20 protein-coding genes are annotated in these 19,382 nt (G+C 68.5%); 8 read left to right on the top strand and 12 right to left on the bottom strand.

The features are described 5' to 3' along the window. Positions 1-334: 334 nt before the first annotated feature. Genes M6E97_RS01865 through tsiT form a run of 5 tightly spaced genes read left to right on the top strand, consistent with a single transcriptional unit; the run spans position 335 to position 3,128 of the window. Entirely contained in the window at positions 335-730 is a 396-nt protein-coding gene (locus M6E97_RS01865; protein WP_003093006.1) for a PAAR domain-containing protein, read from the top strand. Then, entirely contained in the window at positions 727-1,254 is a 528-nt protein-coding gene (locus tag M6E97_RS01860; protein ID WP_003093008.1) for a DUF4123 domain-containing protein, read from the top strand. The genes M6E97_RS01865 and M6E97_RS01860 overlap by 4 nt, the downstream gene beginning before the upstream one ends. Continuing rightward, positions 1,247-1,630, top strand: coding sequence for a hypothetical protein (locus M6E97_RS01855; protein WP_003104238.1), 384 nt, complete (start codon positions 1,247-1,249; stop codon positions 1,628-1,630). The genes M6E97_RS01860 and M6E97_RS01855 overlap by 8 nt, the downstream gene beginning before the upstream one ends. Further along, positions 1,627-2,412, top strand: a complete 786-nt coding sequence (gene tseT / locus M6E97_RS01850) for a type VI secretion system effector protein TseT (RefSeq protein WP_003104240.1) — start codon at positions 1,627-1,629, stop codon at positions 2,410-2,412. Before M6E97_RS01855 ends, tseT begins: the two co-directional genes overlap by 4 nt. Continuing rightward, a complete protein-coding gene (gene tsiT, locus M6E97_RS01845; RefSeq protein ID WP_021265234.1) occupies positions 2,409-3,128 on the top strand; it encodes a type VI secretion system immunity protein TsiT in 720 nt (239 codons plus the stop codon). Before tseT ends, tsiT begins: the two co-directional genes overlap by 4 nt. A gap of 320 nt (positions 3,129-3,448) precedes the next feature. Here the strand turns inward: tsiT and M6E97_RS01840 are convergent, their stop codons facing one another. The 10 genes from M6E97_RS01840 to moaC all read right to left on the bottom strand — a co-directional run bounded on the left by M6E97_RS01840 (position 3,449) and on the right by moaC (position 13,207). Then, positions 3,449-5,791 carry an endonuclease/exonuclease/phosphatase family protein gene (locus M6E97_RS01840; protein WP_009313408.1) on the bottom strand — a complete coding sequence of 781 codons (2,343 nt, stop codon included), beginning with the start codon at positions 5,789-5,791 and terminating at the stop codon, positions 3,449-3,451. 36 nt (positions 5,792-5,827) lie between these two features. Continuing rightward, positions 5,828-7,390 (bottom strand): alkaline phosphatase D family protein, encoded by a 1,563-nt coding sequence (locus M6E97_RS01835; protein ID WP_009313407.1) that lies wholly within the window; start codon positions 7,388-7,390, stop codon positions 5,828-5,830. 233 nt (positions 7,391-7,623) lie between these two features. Next, complete coding sequence (gene ubiT / locus M6E97_RS01830; RefSeq protein WP_009313406.1) at positions 7,624-8,136, bottom strand: ubiquinone anaerobic biosynthesis accessory factor UbiT; 513 nt, start codon at positions 8,134-8,136, stop codon at positions 7,624-7,626. Then, on the bottom strand, positions 8,130-9,020 hold the full coding sequence (locus M6E97_RS01825; RefSeq protein ID WP_003110916.1) for a U32 family peptidase: 891 nt from the start codon (positions 9,018-9,020) through the stop codon (positions 8,130-8,132). Before M6E97_RS01825 ends, ubiT begins: the two co-directional genes overlap by 7 nt. Before the next feature lie 11 nt (positions 9,021-9,031). Further along, on the bottom strand, positions 9,032-10,027 hold the full coding sequence (gene ubiU / locus M6E97_RS01820) for a ubiquinone anaerobic biosynthesis protein UbiU (RefSeq protein WP_003132620.1): 996 nt from the start codon (positions 10,025-10,027) through the stop codon (positions 9,032-9,034). Positions 10,028-10,141: 114 nt separating this feature from the next. Continuing rightward, positions 10,142-11,365: a gephyrin-like molybdotransferase Glp gene (glp, locus tag M6E97_RS01815; RefSeq protein ID WP_003114306.1), complete on the bottom strand. Its 1,224-nt coding sequence runs from the start codon at positions 11,363-11,365 to the stop codon at positions 10,142-10,144. Next, positions 11,362-11,919 carry a molybdenum cofactor biosynthesis protein B gene (gene moaB, locus M6E97_RS01810; protein ID WP_015502392.1) on the bottom strand — a complete coding sequence of 186 codons (558 nt, stop codon included), beginning with the start codon at positions 11,917-11,919 and terminating at the stop codon, positions 11,362-11,364. Before moaB ends, glp begins: the two co-directional genes overlap by 4 nt. A gap of 100 nt (positions 11,920-12,019) precedes the next feature. After that, the gene (moaE, locus tag M6E97_RS01805) at positions 12,020-12,472 is read right to left on the bottom strand and encodes a molybdopterin synthase catalytic subunit MoaE (RefSeq protein WP_003093025.1); all 453 of its coding nucleotides are present in this window, start codon (positions 12,470-12,472) and stop codon (positions 12,020-12,022) included. 4 nt (positions 12,473-12,476) lie between these two features. Beyond that, positions 12,477-12,728 (bottom strand): molybdopterin converting factor subunit 1, encoded by a 252-nt coding sequence (gene moaD / locus M6E97_RS01800; RefSeq protein WP_003093027.1) that lies wholly within the window; start codon positions 12,726-12,728, stop codon positions 12,477-12,479. Beyond that, positions 12,725-13,207 carry a cyclic pyranopterin monophosphate synthase MoaC gene (moaC, locus tag M6E97_RS01795; protein WP_003093030.1) on the bottom strand — a complete coding sequence of 161 codons (483 nt, stop codon included), beginning with the start codon at positions 13,205-13,207 and terminating at the stop codon, positions 12,725-12,727. The genes moaD and moaC overlap by 4 nt, the downstream gene beginning before the upstream one ends. A 217-nt stretch (positions 13,208-13,424) precedes the next feature. On the opposite strand from moaC, the gene M6E97_RS01790 reads away from it, so the two are divergent. Together M6E97_RS01790 and M6E97_RS01785 are read left to right on the top strand one after the other, a co-directional pair. Then, a complete protein-coding gene (locus tag M6E97_RS01790; protein ID WP_003093032.1) occupies positions 13,425-13,853 on the top strand; it encodes an arsenate reductase ArsC in 429 nt (142 codons plus the stop codon). A 162-nt stretch (positions 13,854-14,015) separates the two neighbouring features. Beyond that, the gene (locus M6E97_RS01785) at positions 14,016-14,198 is read left to right on the top strand and encodes a hypothetical protein (protein WP_003159363.1); all 183 of its coding nucleotides are present in this window, start codon (positions 14,016-14,018) and stop codon (positions 14,196-14,198) included. Positions 14,199-14,207: 9 nt separating this feature from the next. Here the strand turns inward: M6E97_RS01785 and M6E97_RS01780 are convergent, their stop codons facing one another. Both M6E97_RS01780 and M6E97_RS01775 read right to left on the bottom strand, forming a co-directional pair. Next, positions 14,208-14,984, bottom strand: a complete 777-nt coding sequence (locus M6E97_RS01780; protein ID WP_267262508.1) for a CHAD domain-containing protein — start codon at positions 14,982-14,984, stop codon at positions 14,208-14,210. Between the two features lie 115 nt (positions 14,985-15,099). Beyond that, positions 15,100-16,491, bottom strand: coding sequence for a PhoH family protein (locus M6E97_RS01775; RefSeq protein ID WP_003093038.1), 1,392 nt, complete (start codon positions 16,489-16,491; stop codon positions 15,100-15,102). Between the two features lie 503 nt (positions 16,492-16,994). On the opposite strand from M6E97_RS01775, the gene copA1 reads away from it, so the two are divergent. Continuing rightward, the gene (gene copA1, locus M6E97_RS01770) at positions 16,995-19,373 is read left to right on the top strand and encodes a copper-translocating P-type ATPase CopA1 (protein ID WP_003132619.1); all 2,379 of its coding nucleotides are present in this window, start codon (positions 16,995-16,997) and stop codon (positions 19,371-19,373) included. The last annotated feature ends 9 nt before the right edge of the window (positions 19,374-19,382 follow it).

Here is a 19,382-nt window from a genome sequence, read left to right as displayed (position 1 = left end):
TCGGCGCAGGGCGGATAACCCTATCGCGGCTATCCGTCGCTCCAGCGCGGTATCGGCGGACAGCCCCTGCGCAGGCAAAGCGAACGCGACGCTGCGCGAAACGCCTCCTTCCCTCCTCCCAGGCTCCCCTCCCCATCGCGCCATCGCTCCGTACGCCTGCGCCTTTCGCAGGCGGGTGACGAGACTTCCAGGTAGGAAATCCCTTCAAGCGCAACCAGGCAAGGACGCGGTTGCCCAAGCCGTTTCCGAAGGTGCCTCCTGAGCAGTTCAGATAGGTTGTCCGCCCCCGAGTGGCACGGCAGAGTGCCAGGGTTTATCTCATAGGGACTTGAGCATGAGCGGCAAACCCGCTGCGCGCCTGGGCGATCCGACCGCGTGTCCGCTGCCGGGCCACGGCAGCAACCCGATCGTCGGCGGCTCGCCCGACGTCTTCTTCGACCATCGGTCCGCCGCCCGCCAGGGCGACGCCACCGCCTGCGGCGCCACCCTCAGCGCCAACGTCATCGCCAACGTACTGATCAACGGCAAGCCCGCCACCGTGGTAGGTAGCGTCGGCACCCACGGCAACCTGGTGGTCGGCGGCGCGGGCACGGTGCTGATCGGCAACAGCGGCGGCGGCGCACCCGCTCTCGCCCTCGCCCCACCGAAGCTGTGCCTGCAATGCCTGCTGCTGGCGGCACGCCGCAACCAGGCCCTGGTGCCCCTGGAAAGCCTCGGCGGCGCACCGTGAGCCGGCTCCAGCCGGCGCTCGCGGCGCCTACGCCGGACAGCCGTCTGTTCGCCCTGGCGGACGGCGCCCGCTACCTGACCCTGGACACCCGCCTGGAAAAGGCCGCGGGGGAAATCCGCTCGCGCTGGCTGCTGGCCGGGAGCGAGCTGGACGAAATCGCCCATGCCGGGCCGGTCCTGATCGAATTCATGGACAGCGCCTCGCTTTCGTCATCGGGCGAATTCCTCGGCTGGCTGCGCGACTGGGACCGCCGCTCGCCCATGACCTCCTGGCTGTGGAGCCGGGCGTCCTTCGAAAACCTCGCGAAACACTTCGCCGGGCTGCTCTTCACCCGCATGCCCGACGGCCGCCGGGCGCTGTTGCGCTACTACAGCCCGGAAGTGCGCCGGGCGCTGGAGCAGGTCATGACCGCGCGGCAATGGACGCAAGTGATGGCGCCGCTGGAGCGTTGGCAGGTCTGGCAGCCCCTGCAGGGCGGCTATCTCGTCTATGACCGGGAAACGGAGCGGACCGCCGATGCTTGAACTGGATGCCGGCCAACTGGATCGCCTGCAGCGGGTCCGCGACGACGAAGTCATCGAGCGGGTCCTGCTGGAGGTACGCCGGGAGGCTCCCGCCTGGCTCGAACGACGCGGCCTGCTGCCCGCCATCCGGCAACTCGGCGAGCTGCGCGCGACGGCGCTGGAGCTGGGTATCGAAGAGCCCGGGACGATCGAACGCTTTCTCCTGCACGGCCTGGCCTTCCCCGCTTTCCAGGACACGCCGGCGTTTCTCGCGCACATGCGCCGGCCGCTGGCTGACAGCCCGGAACAACGCTTCCAGGACTACGAACGGATCGTCGAGTTTCGCCTGGCCAGCCAGAAATGGCGCGCGTACGAAACCTCGGGGAGACCGGCATGAGCGGCATAGGCGCGCTTTTCCGACCGCTGCCCCGCATGGGCCCGCGGCTGCCCTTCGAGCTACCCGCGCCGCCCCGGCCGCACTTGCCGATGCCGGCGCCGCGCCCGCTGCCGCGACCGGCCCCCGGCGCGCTGCCCAGGCCGGTACCGCGTCCGATGCCGGTGCCGCAGACCCTGCCCAGGACCGAGACCGGCACGCTGAGCCGCGACCGGACCCGGGAAGCCGAGCGCGATTGCAGCAAGAGCCAGGGCCGCGACAAGGACTGCGTGGAGTGCCCGCCGTCCCGGGGCGAAATGGCCATCGCCAATAACGGCAAGGGCCACAGCATGTCGGACCTGTCCGCGCGCTACCAGCAGTGGGTGACCAATTTCCCGTTTCCCCACGAATGGTTCTGGAGCGGCACCTGGTGGGACGGCTTCGACGAGCCGCGCTGCACCCTGCTGGAGGCGAAGGCCAACTACGCCTTCCTGTTCGTCCCGCTGCTCGGCGTGCCCAGGCCCTGGGCGCGGGCCAAGGTGAAGTCGGACCTGCTGCAGAAGGCCGAGGTCCACAGCGACAAGGCCCGACCGACCCCGCCGGTGTTCGTCGAATGGCACTTCCTGCAGCGGATCGTCTACGAGTACTGCGCCGCGGAGTACCTGCGCATGGGACTGGCCAACCTGAAGGCATTCTGGAATCCGATGCCGGGAACGGACGAGCACGACGACTACCAGGAAACCCGCGCGAAGGAACAGGAAGAGATGAAAAGGTTTTGCGAAGAGAACCCGGGGTATTGCGCATGACGGACGCCAAGGCTTTCAGGCGCTACATATTCGAGCTGTACTTCGATCCGGCACGGCTCCTCGAACTGGACGACGACCAGCACCTGCAACGGATAGAGCGCTTCCTCGATGCCCTCGCGCCCCTCCATCCGGTGCTGGAGAACTGGTACCTGTGCGGCGACTCCCTGCGCGATGCCCTCAGCCACAACGTCACCGAGCACCGCCAGGATCTCGCCAAGGCCCTGTCGCGTGACCGACGCACCCGGGCGGTGGAACTGGTGCTATGGAACGGCGAGGAGGATCCGCTCAAGGGCGGGTTGTCGCTGGACTACGAGGCCAGCGGCAGGGCCGTCTCGTCCAGGCTCCAGTTGGAAGATGCCGGCAGCCTGCTGCAAGTGTTCGACGCACCGGCTTCCTCCTTCGTCGCGATCTTCCTCGCGGCGCTGGAAATCTGGCCCGAAACGACCTGGGGCATGCTCGCTCCGCATACGTATTTCGTACACCAGCGGACCTTCCCGGACCGCCGCAGCATCGGCTGGATCGGCTTCTGCCCGCATCCGCTAAGGGCCACGGACTTCCCGGCGGCTACGGAGCTGGTCGACATTCCCAGCCGTGGCACCCTGCTGCTGAACGGCCGCGAACCGATGGACGAAACCCGTCGCGAACATTTCGAGCGCGTCGGTGAAGCGGACATCAAGCTGATGGAACTGGGCTACCTGCCGCCGCTGCGCGGTTGACGACGTACGAAGCAAAAGCGCCTGCGTTCCGTAGGGCGAATACGCCACCGGCGTTATCCGCCGGCATCCGCCGCAACGGCGGATAACCGCAGGCGGTTATTCGCCCTACCAGGCCCACGTGCCACACTGGAAGGCCACCCTGGAGGGGGCTCCGTTCCGTGGGGCGAATAACGCCACCGGCGTTATCCGCCGATATCCCGTCACAACGGCGGATAACCGCAAGCAGTTATTCGCCCTACCAGGCCCATGTGCCATGCAGAAAGGCCACCCTCGGGTGGCCTTTCTGCATGGCGACCAACGCCACGGGCGCTATCCGCTGCCTACCTGCGGTGCTTCTTCATCGCCACCCGGCGCAGGTCGATACCGATCACCACCGGGTCGTGGTCGGAGGCCCGGTACGGCTCGGCGTTGTACAGGCTGTCCTGCTGCCGAGGGGTCTTGAACTCGACGTTGTAGTCCAGCACCCGGGGCTCGTCGGCGTTGATGTGCCACTCCACCGCGCCGCGTACCTGGCGCGCCAGGCTGGCGTTGGCGAGGGCGTGGTCAAGGTAGCCGGACTGCCCGGAGAACACGTAGGAGTAGCCCTTTCCTGCGCCCGCCTGACGCGCCACCAGGTCGGTGTAGCCGGCGCCGCGGATGACGTTCACCGGGTCTTCCTTGGCATAGGAATTGAGGTCGCCGATGATCAGGCGGTCAGGTTCCTTGGCGCCCGTCGGATCGCCCGCCAGCCAGTCCACCAGGGCCTGGGCGGCGCGCGCCCGGGTCAGGTTGCAGTTGCCCTGGCCGTCGCCGGTGTCCGGGTCGCCGTCGCAGGCCGAGCCCTTCGACTTCAGGTGGTTCACCGCGATGGTCAGGCGTTCGCCGCCATTGATCTCCTGGAAGGTCTGGGCCAGGGTCGGACGGTTGCGGGTATCGTCGAACTCCGGGTTCACCGAACTGTCGAGCACCGCCGCGGATCGATAGGTGCGGACCTTGTCGCCGCGATAGATCAGCCCCACGGCAATTTCGTCGCTGCCCAGCTTCGCCCGGTTCGGGTTGACGAAGGCATAGCGCTGGCCCTGGGGCAGGCTGGCGTTGAGGCCGTTGACCAGGTCGGCGATGGCGCTGAACTCGCCGTAGCCGTCGTTCTCGATCTCCATCAGGCCGACGATGTCCGCCTTCGAGGCGAGGATCGCCGCGACGATCTTCGCTTTCTGCCGTTGGAACTCCTCGGCCGTGTTGGCTCCGCGCGAGGTGGGGAAACCGCCGCCCTTGCCATCGCCGTTGAAGTAGTTGAGCACGTTGAAGCTGGCCACCCGCAGGCGCCCTTCCACCGCCGGCTGGGCCGGACGCGGATTGGCCGCCTCGAAGGTCGGCGTCTGCAACGGCTGGATACGGTAGCTGCCGGCCGAGTAGTCGAGCACGCCGTCGATGGCGCTGGTGCGGTCGCCGACGCGCAGGCTGTTGTAGGCGCTCAGTTCCGGCGCCGGGTAGCGGATCGGGTCGGGGTTCTGCCCGCTGCGGCCGTCGTCGAGGAGAATCCGGTCGAGGTCGTTGCGCGCCTGCATGGCCTTGGCCTGTTCGCCGGGAGCCACCACGTTGGTCGGAGTCATCTGGCGGCCGCCGGAGGACAGCAGGACCTCGCCGTAGCGGCCGAGGTTGTAGACCTCGTTGACGGTCAGCGTCTGGCGGAGCTGCACGCGCATGCCTTCGTAGCGCTCCAGCGCATCGGCGCTGGCCAGCGGCAGGCTGATGCCGGCCGGCGTCGGCAAGGCCACGCCGCTCGCCAGGACGCTGACCTGCAGCGGCCCGACCAGTTCGGTGAGGCCGTTGAACTCGCGGACCTGGCCGGTCACCCGGACGCGGTCGCCGAGCTTGACGTCGCTGCCGTTGCCGCCGTCGTAGACGAAGATGCCTTCGGAGGTCGCCGGGTCGCCGTCCACCGTGGCATCTTCCTGCTGCACGTAGAAGCCCTTCAGCTCGCTGGCGTTCTGGAAGTCGCCGACCACCACGCCCTCGATGGCGACCCGCTGGTTCACCAGCGGACTTTCGGCGCCGGCGCCCTGCACCTCGTGGATCGGTCGCAGGCCGGCCTCCTCGCCGCCGCCGGGCTCGCCAGCGCCATGCTGGCCGAGGTTGGCGAAGGTGTCGCGCGGGTAGCCCAGCCATTGCGCCGCCGGGTCGAAGGCGTCGCTGGGATCGCTGTCGCCGTCGCGGATGTCGGCCTTGCGCACCAGGCTCCGGTCGAGGGTCTGCACATCGCCGCTGCCCCAGGTCGTGCCGGGGTTGAAGCCGACCTGGCCGAGGCTGTCGAGGATCTCGCCGCTGCGCCGGCGCAGCAGCACCGCATCGTTGCCATTGAACCAGCTGCCCTCCACCCGCTGGCTGGCCAGCGCCAGCAACGCCGGGTCGGCCACGCCGTTGGCGAGGACGAAGGTCTTGCCCGGCGCCAGGCTACCGCTCAGGTCGATGCTGCGGCCCGCCGCGCTGGCGCCGTTGAAATAGAACTCGACGCGGTAGGCGGAGAGGTCGAGGACCTGGCTGCCGCTGTTGTAGAACTCCAGCGCCTTGTTGTTGCCGCTGCCTTCGACATACTCGGAGATGATCAGCTCGGCGGCGTTGGCCACCGGCAGGCCCAGCAGGGCCAGGCCGCCCAGCAGGGCGGCGTTACGCAAGGGGTGCATCGGGATACTCCTTTATCGGAATGGGGTCGCCGCGGCTCAAGCGCCGTCGGGCTGCAGTTCCTGGGAAAACACCGGCTCGCCGTCGAGGTCGCGCAGGGTGACGGTGAGCGCGCGGCTTTGCGCATCGATCTCCACCTCGCCGAAGAACTGGTAGCCGGCGAAAGGGGAGCTGTTCTGGACCAGCGGGGCCTTCTGGAACATCACCTGCGGGCCGAACGTGCCATCCAGCGCGTTGGGTCCGAAACTACCGGCATTGAGAGGCCCGGCGACGAACTCCCAGAACGGCGCGAAGTCCTTGAACGCGGCGCGCTCCGGGCTGTAGTGGTGGGCTGCGCAGTAATGCACGTCGGCGGTCAGCCAGACGGTGTTGCGCACCCCGGCGCGCTGGACGAAGCGCAGCAGGTCGGCGATCTCCAGCTCGCGGCCGATGGCGGCACCGTCGTTGCCGTTGGCGATGGCCTCCCAGCGGTCGCGACCCTGGGCGTCCTTACCATCGGGCACGCAGAGGCCGATCGGCATGTCGGCGGCGATCACCTTCCACTGCGCGCGCGAACCGCGCAACTCACGCTTGAGCCATTGCAACTGTTCACGGCCGAGGAAATCGGTGGCGGCGCTGCGCCGCGCCTGCAGGTTGGCGCTGTTGCCGCCGCGGTAGCTGCGCATGTCGAGGACGAACACGTCGAGCAAAGGGCCGTAGGCGACCTTGCGGTAGATCCGCCCGTCGCGCCCCTGGCGCTGGAAGCGCAGCGGCGCGTATTCGAGGAACGCCTGGCGCGCGCGGGCCGCCAGCACGTCGATGTCCTTCACCTGGTAGCGCTCGTCGAGCTGCTTGCTGGAGGACCAGTTGTTGGTGGTCTCGTGGTCGTCCCATTGCCAGATCTGCGGCACCTCGGCGTTGAAGCGGCGCAGGTTGTCGTCGAGCAGGTTGTAGCGGTAGTTGCCGCGGAACTCGTCGAGGGTCTCGGCGACCTTGCTCTTGGCCTCGGTCACCCGGTTGCGCCAGATGCGCCCGCTCTCGGTCTCGATGCGTTCGGGGATCGGCCCATCGGCATAGATGGTATCGCCGCTGTGCAGGAAGAAATCCGGCTGGCGCCGGCGCATGGCTTCGTAGATACGCATGCCGCCGATATCCGGATTGATCCCGAAACCTTGCCCGCAGGTGTCGCCGCTCCAGACGAAACGGATATTGCGCGCCTCGCTCGGCGCACTGCGCAGGTGGCCGAACCAGGGCTTGCTCAGGCTGCCGTCGCGGGCATCCTCGAAGCGCACCCGGTAGAAGATCGACTGGTCGGCTGGCAGGCCACGCAGGTCGATGCGCGCGGTGTAGTCGAGGCGCTCGTCGGTGACCGGCGAGACCAGCCGGCGCGGCTCGCTGAAGACGCTACGGGTGTCCCATTCGACGATCATCCGCGCCGGGCGGTCGGTGCGGCTCCAGACCAGCGCGCGGTCGCCCTGCACGTCGCCGGATTGCACGCCATCGGTCAGCTTCGGCCGCGCCTTGGGCGAGGCGATCACCGCCGGCGCGCCCAGCGCCGGCAACAGCAGTCCAGCGCCCAGGCCTTGCACGACGCGGCGGCGCTTGAGGTCCATCCCACTCATACCGGAGTTCTCCGCAGGCTTCACGAAGGTCCGGTTTACCGGGGCAAGTTGACAGGGGCGTTACGGGGACAGACAGGCTATCCGTTTTGGTCAGGGGGAACGCCCGGTACGGGTATTCCGGGCGTTGCCTTGCTGAAAAGAGCCTCAGTGAATTTCAGGCTTCAGGGAATACACCCAATCGGAGGGGCGCGCCCAGCGACATTGGCGTCGCTATACGCCCCTTTCCACCGACCTCAGCCGCCCCGCGCACCCTGGACCGCCTGGGGCGCCTCGCCGCGCTCCTCCTGCACGGCCCGCCCGGCCCGTTCCACGGCGTTCCACAACCAGGGCGGCAGGTGCTCCGGGTCGAGGCTGTCGAGGAGGTTCTTGACCGCCAGGCCCAGCTCGGTGTCACCCTCGATCACCAGGCGGCGGCGGAAGAACAGGGTATCCGGGTCCTCATGCCGGCTGGCCAGCAGCAGGAAGTCGCGCCAGTCGCCACGGATGGTCACGCTGGCCCGTGGCCGTTCGACCAGGCGCAGGCCGCCGGGCACCCGGGTGACGCACCAGCCGACGCCGAGGTCCCTGACTTCCAGGCGCAGCCAGCGACCTTCCAGCAGGTCGAAGGCGCCCTCCTCCAGCGGCTGGGCGAACAGCCGGTTGGCGACCCGTTGCAGGACCAGGTGCTGGAGCCCGCGCGGAACCTTCGCCGCCAGCGGCAACAGGCGTCCGGCGACGCCGAGGAGCAGGCGTTGGCGGTTCAGCATAGCCCCGCCTCCTCTGCCCGCAGCATCCCCGGCCGGCCGTGCCAGTAGCCGTTGCAGCCTTCCACCGCGAGTGGCGGAGCGGCGCCCTTGCGTACCCGGTCGAAGGCCGCGATCACCTCGGCCATGCCCTGCGCCCGAGGGCTCAGGCGTAGCAGGTCGGCGCCGCTATGTTCCAGCGAGCGGTAGTCGGCCAGCAGGTTGCTGACCTTGCCGGACATGGTCTGGATGCCGTTGAGGGTGAACAGCGCCTCGCCCTCCTGGCTGAGCAGCGGGATACCTTCGGGATACTGCTGGCAGCAGAACTGGCAGTCGTCCTTGGGCCGGTTCTCCGCCCGCGCGGTGAAGCAGCGCGCCGAGTAGGCCAGCGGCAGGTGACCGTAGGCGAAGACCTCGGTCTGCAATTGCTCCAGGCCCAGCTGCGCAGCCTGGTCGAGCACCCCGCGCAGCAGCTTGCCGGAGACTTCCACCGGCGGAATCCAGCGGCGCATGCCCCAGGAATACAGTTCGGCCAGGGCATGACCGTTGTAGAGGTTCAGCGCCGGACCGCCGACAAAGGGCACGCCGCGCTGGCTGAGGTAATAGACGGCGGCCATGTCGTTGGCCTCGACCCGGAGTTCGCCGTTCTCGCATAGCCGGCGCAGGCTGGACAGCTCCGAAGCGGCCTCGATCAGCGCCAGCCCGGAGAGCACCAGCTCGGCACGGGTCGCCTGCGCCAGCTCGCGGGCCAGCGCCTGCCAATCGTTCAGGGACAGCGCCCGGCGCTTGGCGCAGACGGTCTCGCCGAGGTAGATGACGTCGAGCGGCTGGCCGGCCATCTCGGCGTAGAAATCGAATATCTGCCGCTTGTCCCAGTAGAACAGCAGCGGTCCCAGGCTCAGTTTCATCGCGGCGGTCCTCACTGCCAGGAACGGTGATAGGCGCCCAGGGTGGTCTGGTGCCCTTCGGAAAGTCCGGCCAGCGCGCGCTGCCATTGCGGCTGCACGCTATAGGCGCCCGGCGCGCTGGCGTAGCTGTCCAGCGCCTGGCGCCAGACCCGGGTGACCTGCTCGACGTAGGCCGGGCTGCGCTGGCGGCCTTCGATCTTCACCGCCGCCACGCCGATTTCCGCCAGTTGCGGGACCAGGTCCAGGGTGTTCAGGCTGGTCGGTTCCTCCAGCGCATGGAAGCGCTGGCCATTGACCAGGAAACGGCCCTTGCAGAGGGTCGGGTAGCCGGCCGCCTCGCCGGCGGCGTAGCGGTCGATGAGTACTTCGTTGAGGCGCGAGGTCAATCCCTCCGGTTCCTCGCTCCAGCGCACCGCCCTGGCCGGCGAACAGACGCCGCAGAGGTTCGGCGACTCGCCGGTGACGTAGGAGGACAGGTGGCAGCGGCCCTCGGCCATGATGCACAGGCTGCCGAAGGCGAACACCTCCACCGGCACCGGACTGCCGGCCGCCACCTGGCGTACCTGCGCCAGCGATAGCACGCGGGGCAGGACCGCGCGACGGATGCCGTAGCGTTCGTGATAGAGGGCCAGGGCCGCGGCATTGGTTGCCGAGCCCTGCACCGACAGATGCAGATTGAGCAGCGGATAACGTTTCGCGGCATAGCCGAGCACCGCCACGTCGGCGGCGATCAACGCATCGACGCCGAGATCGGCGGCCTGGTCCACCGCGCGCTGCCAGCGCTCCCAGCCCTGCGCGCTGGAATAGGTGTTGACCGCTACGTAGAGCTGCCGCCCGGCCTCGTGGACCCGTCGCAGGCCTTCCTGCAACTGGCGTTCGTCAAGGTTGAGGCCGGCGAAGTGGCGGGCGTTGGTGTCGTCGCGGAAACCGACGTAGATGGCGTCGGCGCCCTGTCGCAGGGCCGACTTCAAGGCGGGCAGGCTGCCCGCCGGACAGACCAGTTGCATGGGGTTGCTCCTCTGGCGAAAAACGCGCTCCGCGGCAGTGGGCAACCCCGGGGCACAAGCGCCACACTCTAGAAAGACGCTCCCGGTCGGCGCTTGACCGGGATCAAGAAGGCCTCAGGCCATCAGTGCGGAGAACGGCAGAAAGTCGATCGCATCACCCACGCCCAGGGTGGCGCCGCGCTCGATCACCGCCAGCCCGTCCGCCCAACTGGCGGCAAGCAGCATCGCCGAGCCCTGCTGGGGGTGGATTTCCACCCGCCCCCGTTCATCGAGCCGCGCCCGCAGGTACTGGCGACGCGCCCGCGGTTGCGGCCAGTCGAAGGCCGCCGGCAGCGCCAGCGGCCGCGGCACTACGTCGAACAGTCCCTGCTGGCGAAGCAGGAACGGACGCGCCACCAGCAATGCGGTGACCAGCGCCGCTGCAGGGTTGCCGGGCAGCCCCAGCCAGGGCTTGCCGGCCACGGAGCCGAAGGCGAACGGCTTACCCGGCTGGATCGCCAGGCGCCACAGGTTGACCTCGCCAAGCTCGGCGATGGCGCGCTTGAGGTGGTCTTCCTCGCCTACCGAGACACCGCCGCTGGTGACCAGCGCGTCCCATTCGGAGGCCGCCAGGCTGAGCGCATCGCGGCTGGCCACCAGTTCGTCGGCGAGCACTTCCTCGTCGTGCACCTCGAAGCCGAGACCGCGCAGCAAGGCGCCGATGCAGTAACGGTTGGCGTTGTAGATCTGCCCGGCCAACAGTGTCTGGCCGGGCTCGCGCAATTCGTCGCCGCTGCTCAGCAGGCCGATGCGCAAGCGCCGACGCACCGAGACCGTGGCGACGCCGAGACTCGCCAGCAGGCCGAGTTCCTGCGGGCGCAAGCGCTGTCCGGCACGCAGCACCGGCGCGCCGCGGCGCAACTCCTCGCCGCGCCGGCGCACATGCTGGCCGGCGCTCACCGGCGGCAACTGCACGCGCTCGCCGTCGACCACGCAGAGTTCCTGCGGCACCACGCAGTCGGCGCCGGTCGGCAGCGGCGCGCCGGTGAAGATCCGCGCCGCCTGGCCCAGCGGCAGGCTCATGCCGCGGGTGTCGCCGGCGGCGATCCGCGCGCCGACCGTCAGGCTGCCGCCGCTGCGCGGCAGGTCGGCGGAGCACAAGGCGTAGCCGTCCATCGCACTGTTGTCCCAATGCGGCAGGTCCATCGGCGCCAGCAGGTCCTCGCCGAGCACTCGTCCCAGCGCCCGCTCCAGGGCCAGGCTCTCGCAGGCTGGCGGGCGCGGCGCGCGCGCCAGCAGTTCGGCCAGCGCCTCGTCAAGCGGGCGCAGTTGGCCGCCATCGCAGGCGCAAGCGCTCACGAGCGGCACCCGCAGCCGGCCACCGGCGCCACGGCTGGCGGGGTCTTCAGGTGCGGGACGAAATTGCACGGGCGGGTGCGGCTGTCCAGTTGCGCCAGGAGAATCTCGTTCCAGGCGGTGCGACAGGCGCCCGGCGAGCCGGGCAGGCAGCACACCAGGGTACCGTTGCTGAGCCCGGCCAGCGCCCGCGACTGGATGGTGGAAGTGCCGATCTCGCGCTGCGAGACCTGCCGGAACAGTTCGCCGAAGCCCTCGACCTCGCGCTCGAACAGCGGCCCGACCGCCTGCGGGGTGTTGTCCCGCGCGGTGAAACCGGTGCCGCCGGTGATCAGGCCGACCTGTACCTCGGGGTCGGCGATCCAGGCCGAGACCACCGCGCGGATCTGGTAGATGTCATCGGACTTCAGGCTCCGCTGGTGCAGGCGATGACCGGCGGCCAGCAGCGCGTCGGCGAGGGTCTGGCCGGAAGTATCGGTTTCCAGGGTACGGGTGTCGCTGACGGTGAGGATGGCGATGTTCAGCGGCTGGAAGGTGGAGGTGGCCAGGTGGCTCATGGAAGGGGTCCTAGGAACGGGCGATGCCTCAGCCTGAACCGCGGGCCCCCGGCTGGCTATTCCTCCGAAGAGGTAAGCCGGCGGCGCGAGGAGGTAGACGTCACTCCTCCCAGCGCTGCGCGGCGGCCTGGTCGCTGCAGCGGCCTTCGACCCAGCGCGGGCCTTCGGCGGTGTCTTCCTTCTTCCAGAACGGCGCGCGGGTCTTCAGGTAGTCCATGACGAAGTTGCAGGCGTCGAACGCCGCCTGCCGGTGGGCGCTGGCGCAACCGACGAAGACGATCGGCTCGCCCGGCTCCAGGCGGCCGATGCGGTGGAGGATCTCCAGGCGCAGCAGCGGCCAGCGCTGCCCGGCCTCGGCGGCGATCTTGCCGAGGGCCTTCTCGGTCATGCCCGGATAATGTTCGAGGAACATCCCGCCGACCTCGCGACCGTCGTTGAAGTCGCGCACGTAGCCGACGAAGCCGACCACCGCGCCGATGCCGACGTTCTGCGCATGCAGGGCGTTAAGCTCCTGCCCCGGATCGAAAGCGGCCTGCTGGACGCGGATGGCCATGGGTTCAACCTCCGGTGACGGTGGGGAAGAAGGCGACTTCGTCGCCGTCCTGCAACGGCTCGTCGAGGCCGCACAGTTCCTGATTGCGCGCGCACATCAGGTTCTGCTCGCCGAGGGTACGCTCCCAGGCCCCGCCGCGCTCCACCAGGAGCTGGCGCAAGGCGCCGAGGGTCGCCAGCCCGGCGTCCCAGTTCAACTGCTCGCCGTCGATGCCGAGGGCTTCGCGGTAACGGGCGAAATACTGCACGCGGATCATGCCTGCCCTTCCTCCTCTTTGCGGTAGTGGCCGCTCTTGCCGCCGAGCTTCTCCAGCAACTGGACCTGCTCGATGACCATCCCGCGGTCCACCGCCTTGCACATGTCGTAGATGGTCAGGGCCGCGACGCTGGCGGCGGTGAGCGCCTCCATCTCCACGCCGGTCTGCCCGGCCAGCCGGCAACGCGCGCGGATGCGCACGGCGTCCGGCGCCTCGGCCTGCAGTTCGAGCTTGACGCTGGTGAGCAGCAGCGGATGGCACAGCGGGATCAGTTCGTGGGTGCGCTTGGCCGCCTGGATGCCGGCGATCCGCGCCACGGCGAAGACGTCGCCCTTGGGATGGCCGCCGTCCTGGATCAGTTGCAGGGTTTCCGGGCGCATGCGCACCACGGCCTCGGCCGTGGCTTCACGGGAGGTCACGGCCTTTTCCGTGACGTCGACCATGTTGGCGCGGCCCTGGGAATCGAGATGGGTCAGCACGTGGGTGCTCCTGATGGAAGGTACTGGCCAGTCATTGTAAGCCCTGGGACGCGAGCGGGGATGGTTTGGCCGGATTCTGAAGGGGAATGATTGTATACAGAAAGAGGTATGCCCTCGTTGGCGAATGACCACCCGGTGAAATTTTCCTGACAGCCCTGCCGGTCCGTGACGATCGGACTAAGATCGCAACAGGCTTCCCGCTCCGGAGAACGGAAAGATGACGGACCGACTGCGCGTACTCTTCGTCTGTATCGCCAATGACGCCCGCTCCCTGATCGCCGAGGCCATCCTGCGGCACACCGACGGCGAACATTTCGCCGCGTTCAGCGCCGGCGTGCGCCCCGCTGGCGTCGACCCGCGCACCCTGAGCGTGCTCGAACACGCCGGCATCCCGACCCAAGGGTTGAGTAGCAAGCCGCTGGAGACCTTCGCCGGGGAGTCCTTCGACTATCTCATCGACCTCTGCGACAAAGACACCGACGAACTCGCACAGTTGCCGCACTCCGCCCAGACCCTCGCCTGGAGCTGCAGCGACCCGACCCTCCAGGAAGGCCTGGAAGGATTCAGCCATGTCCTGCAGGAGCTGAACGACCGGGTCCGGCTGTTCCTGGCAGTGAAGAACCGCCCCCATGGGGAACGCTCCTGAGCCGCGCCACCAGCGACGCCCCAGTCGCCGTGCCTCCCGGCGACCTGCCAGTCCTGACAGGTAGATGAAGGTTTGATGACGACGTCGAGAAAGCTCGACTAGCGTTGGTCAATACCTATACCGCGCCGGGAGCGCTGGACAGGGCCCACAGGGAGGTGCCCCATGCAACTGCGAATGCCCCCTTCGACCAAGGGCGGATGGATCGTCCAGGTCGGCGCCTATCGCATCCCCTTCCATACCGAACGGGAAGGTCGGGAATATCTGCGCAAACTGCGCGAGCGGATCGAAGCCCCCCACGCGCTGCCCGGTTCGCCCAAGCCCCGGATAATCCGCCAGGCCAGGTAGCCGACCCGCTCAGGTGCGGCCGATGGCTTTCCCCAGCAACCTGGCAAGGCGCCGAACGGATTCCTCGGCCCGGTCCAGGGCGGCGGCCTCGGACCTGCGCCATTCCGCGCTCAGGGGGCGCAGGTCGGCCTGCTCATCGGCCCTGAGGCACCATTGCTGGTGGTCGTGCCAATCCCCCAGCATGGTCTGTAGCGTTTTCAGCGTGTCGAGCACCTTTCCCGGCAGGGGGCAGAGGTCCGGGTAGGCCTCCTGCGAATAACGTGCGCGCTTCACCAACAGGCGGATGTCGTGAAGATCGTGTCCGGGATCGTCGAGCGCCGCCAGCAGCTTGCGCAACTGGTGCCTGATTCGCTTGCTCGCCTCCGCCTCGAGATCGTCGAGGCGACCTTCCGTCATCGCCCGCCGGACACCTTCCGGCCAGGCGTCCAGCGCGTCCAGCAAATCCTTGATCTGTGGACTGCTCCCTGCCTGCCGATACCAGCGGAGCACCGCCTGCCTGCGCAGCGAAGCCGGAATCAGCAGGCCATGGCGCTCCAGCTCGGCCGCCATCACTTCCATGTCGCGGATCGGATTGGTGGCCTGCCCGAGGGCTTTCGCCGCGCGATCCAGGTCCTCGGCCAGAGCCCCCAGGCGCAACGGTTTCAACAGGCTGCGCAGGCGCCTGGCGGCGACGCGCAGATCGTGCAACGCTTCCGGGTCGGTGCCCTCGACGATCCTGGCATAGGCATGCATGACCTCGACTTCGAGGCCGGAAACGGTGCGAATCACGGATGCGGCGAAAGCCATGCGGCGGACTCCCGGAACTGGGGCCCGAAGTCTAGGACATGTGCAGATCCGTGAACGCCAGCCGCTGCGCCCGGCTCGCGGCCGGGCGCAGCGCAACGCCTGCGACGCCGCGTGGTTACATATGCGCCTCGGCGTACTCCGCCAGCACCGAGCGCGGCACCCCTTGCAGGGTCACGTGCACGCCGTGGGGGAAGTCCTTGAAGCGTTCGGTGAGGTAGGTCAGGCCGGAGCTGGTGGCGGACAGGTAGGGCGTGTCGATCTGCGCCAGGTTGCCCAGGCAGATCACCTTCGAACCGCTGCCGGCGCGGGTGATGATGGTCTTCATCTGGTGCGGCGTGAGGTTCTGGCATTCGTCGATGAGGATCAGGCTCTGCTGGAAGCTGCGCCCGCGGATGTAGTTCAGCGACTTGAACTGCAACGGCACCTTGCTGAGGATGTAGTCGACGCTGCCATGGGTGCATTCGTCGTCCATGTGCAGCGCTTCGAGGTTGTCGGTGATGGCGCCGAGCCAGGGCTCCATCTTTTCCGCCTCGGTGCCGGGCAGGAAGCCAATGTCCTCGTCCAGGCCCTGCACGCTGCGGGTGGCGATGATGCGCCGGTAGCGCTTGCTGACCATGGTCTGCTCGATGGCCGCGGCGAGCGCCAGGATGGTCTTGCCGGAACCGGCGGCACCGGACAGGTTGACCAGGTGGATGTCCGGGTCGAGCAGCGCGTACAACGCCAGCGACTGGTACACGTCGCGTGGCCGCAGGCCCCAGGCTTCCTGGTGCAGGAGCGGCTCCTGGTGCAGGTCGAGGATGGTCAGCTCGTCCTGCTGGATGCCCTTGATCCAGCCGACGAAGCCCTGTTCGTCGACGATGAACTCGTTGATGTGCACCGCCGGCAGGTTGTCGGTGAGCTGCACGCGATGCCAGGTACGGCCGTGGTCCTGGCGGGTCTCGACCTTGCTCACGCGGTCCCAGAAAGAGCCGGCGAGGGAATGGTAGCCGCGCGACAGCAGGGCCACGTCGTCGATCAGCTGGTCGGTGTGGTAGTCCTCCGCGTCCACCCCGCAGGCGCGCGCCTTCAGGCGCATGTTGATGTCCTTGGTCACCAGCACCACGCGCACGCCGCTGTGGCGGCTCTTCAGCTCGACCAACTGGTTGATGATCTTGTTGTCGTTGAGGTGCTCCGGCAGCCAGGTGATGGGCTCGGCACGCTTGCTCATGAGGATCGACAGGCTGCCGCTGGGGCCGTTCTTGCCACGCTGGATCGGTACCCCTCCCTCGACCTGCTCGGGCGTGGCCTCGCCGAGTACCTGGTCGATCAGGCGGATGGCCTGGCGGCACTCGGCGGCGATGGTGTGCTTTCCGGTCTTCAGCTTGTCCAGCTCTTCAAGCACCGTCATCGGGATCGCGACGCGGTGTTCCTGGAAGTTCAACAGGGCATTCGGATCGTGGATCAGGACATTGGTATCGAGGACGTACAGGGTGGGCTGGGTGGGGCGGGAACGTCCGTGGTCATCCATACGCGATCACCTTCTGCTAAGGGCCTGGCGACGGAATGCCGGGTCGGCGCTCCGCCGGGGGGCGAGCCGCCTTCTCTCTTCCGGTGGGGAGAGCCTGACAGCAGAGGTGAGGGCCGGGGCCGCCACCTGTGCTGCAGGGTTCGGCGGTCTACGGTTCCACAAATACCGCAAAAAATATGACGGTAAAAAGTACTTTTCGTCATCAGCAGGTTTTTTTTCCGCAAGCGACGAAATACCTTGGCGCAGCCCTTCGCGAGGTCTAGTGTTATCGGTCCCACCCCTGTGAAAACCCTGCGCTTTTCCGTGCCGCAACGGTTTTCCAGCGCCATTCCCCCTCCCCCCTGCTCCTGCGACATAAAGCCGCCACTGCGCCCTGCGCCGCCTTCCTGTATGAATCCGGGGCTTGACCTTGACACGATGTCAAGGCTGAACCTGGCGACAGATCTCACCGGCGCCTCCCAGGGCGTCTGCGGTGCCACTTCTGTCCATTCCAAGGAGGACTCATGAACAGCGCCACGCTAACCGAGCTCGATCTGCCGGTCAGCGGCATGACTTGCGCGTCCTGCGCCGGCCGTGTCGAACGAGCCCTGAAGAAAGTGCCCGGGGTCGCGGCCGCCTCGGTCAACCTGGCCAGCGAGCAGGCCCGCGTGCAGGCCCCGGCGGACAGCCTGCCGGCCCTGGTGGCGGCGGTCGAGCAGGCCGGCTACCAGGTTCCGGCGCGCAGCCTGGAACTGTCCATCGAGGGCATGACCTGCGCCAGTTGCGTCGGCCGGGTCGAGCGGGCGCTGAAGAAGGTGCCCGGCGTACGCGAGGTCAGCGTCAACCTGGCCAGCGAGCGCGCCCACCTCGAGCTGCTCGGCGCCGTGGACAGCCAGGCCTTGCTGCAGGCGGTGGAACAGGCCGGCTACAAGGCCCGCCTGCTCGACGCGGGGCAACCACGCCAGGACGATGCCGAGCGCCGCCTGCGCCGCGAACGCTGGTGGGTGATCGCCGCGCTGTTGCTGGCGTTGCCGCTGGTGCTGCCGATGCTGGTGGAATGGGCCGGCCTGCACTGGATGCTGCCGCCGTGGGCGCAGTTCCTCCTGGCGACCCCGGTGCAGTTCGTCATCGGCGCGCGCTTCTATGTCTCCGCCTGGCGCGCGGTGAAAGCCGGCGCCGGCAACATGGACCTGCTGGTCGCCCTCGGCACCAGCGCCGGCTACGGCCTCAGCGTCTACCTCTGGCTGACCGCCCCGCCCGGCCACATGCCGCACCTCTACTTCGAAGCCTCGACCGTGGTGATCGCCCTGATCCTCCTCGGCAAGTACCTGGAAAGCCGCGCCAAGCGCCAGACCGCCAGCGCCATCCGCGCCCTCGAGGCGTTGCGCCCGGAGCGCGCGGTGCGCCTGCGCGACGGTCGCGAGGAAGAGGTGGCGATCGCCGAGTTGCGCCTCGGCGACGAGGTGGTGGTGCGTCCCGGCGAACGCTTCCCGGTGGACGGCGAGGTGCTCGACGGCAGCAGCCACGCCGACGAGGCGCTGATCACCGGCGAGAGCCTGCCGGTGCCCAAGGCTCCCGGCGACAAGGTCACCGGCGGCGCGATCAACGGCGAAGGCCGCCTGCTCCTACGCACCACCGCGCTCGGCGGGGAAACGGTGCTGGCGAAGATCATCCGCCTGGTGGAAGACGCCCAGGCCGCCAAGGCGCCGATCCAGAAGCTGGTGGACAAGGTCAGCCAGGTCTTCGTCCCGGTGGTGATCCTCATCGCGCTGGTCACCCTCGGCGCCTGGCTGGTCGCCGGGGTCGGCCTGGAGCAGGCCCTGGTGAACGCCGTGGCGGTGCTGGTGATCGCCTGCCCCTGCGCCCTCGGCCTGGCTACCCCGACCGCGATCATGGCCGGCACCGGCGTGGCCGCACGCCACGGCATCCTGATCAAGGACGCCGAGTCCCTGGAAGTCGCCCATGCGGTCACCAGCGTGGCCTTCGACAAGACCGGCACCCTGACCTCCGGGCGACCGCAGATCATCCACCTCGGCGGCGACGATCAGGAGCAGTTGCTCAGGCTCGCCGGCGCCCTGCAACGCGGCAGCGAGCACCCGCTGGCCAAGGCCGTGCTCGAGCGCTGCGCCGAGCGCGACCTGGAGGTTCCGCCGGTGAACGCCAGCCAGGCCCTCAGCGGTCGCGGCATCCAGGGCGAGGTCGAGGGTCGCCGGCTGGCCCTGGGCAACCGCCGCCTGCTCGACGAGCAGGAACTCAAGCCCGGCGCGCTGGCGAGTGCCGCCGCGGACTGGGAGGCCGAGGGCCGCACCCTGTCCTGGCTGCTGGAACTGGCTCCGGAGAAACGCGTGCTCGGCCTGTTCGCCTTCGGCGACAGCCTCAAGGACGGCGCCGCCGAAGCGGTGGAGGCCCTGCGCGAACGGGATATCCACAGCCACCTGATCACCGGCGACAACCGCGGCAGCGCGGCGGTGGTGGCCAAGGCCCTGGGCATCGACGACGTACACGCGGAAGTGCTGCCGGCGGACAAGGCCGCCACGGTCGCCGAGCTGAAAGGCCGGGGCCGGGTGGTGGCGATGGTCGGCGACGGCATCAACGACGCCCCGGCGCTGGCCGCCGCCGACGTCGGCATCGCCATGGGTGGCGGCACCGACGTGGCCATGCACGCCGCCGGCATCACCCTGATGCGCGGCGACCCGCGCCTGGTGCCGGCGGCGCTGGACATCTCGCGGCGGACCTACGCGAAGATCCGCCAGAACCTGTTCTGGGCCTTCATCTACAACGTGATCGGCATCCCGCTGGCGGCCTTCGGCCTGCTCAACCCGATGGTGGCGGGCGCGGCGATGGCCTTCTCCAGCGTCAGCGTAGTCGGCAACGCCCTGCTCCTGCGACGCTGGAAGCCCTGAGCCAGCACG

It is taken from the genome of Pseudomonas sp. B111 (assembly GCF_026428275.1).
In the GTDB taxonomy this organism is placed as follows: domain Bacteria; phylum Pseudomonadota; class Gammaproteobacteria; order Pseudomonadales; family Pseudomonadaceae; genus Pseudomonas; species Pseudomonas aeruginosa.
Note: the sequence above shows the minus strand (reverse complement) of the source record. Positions and strands in the feature narration are given on the sequence as shown.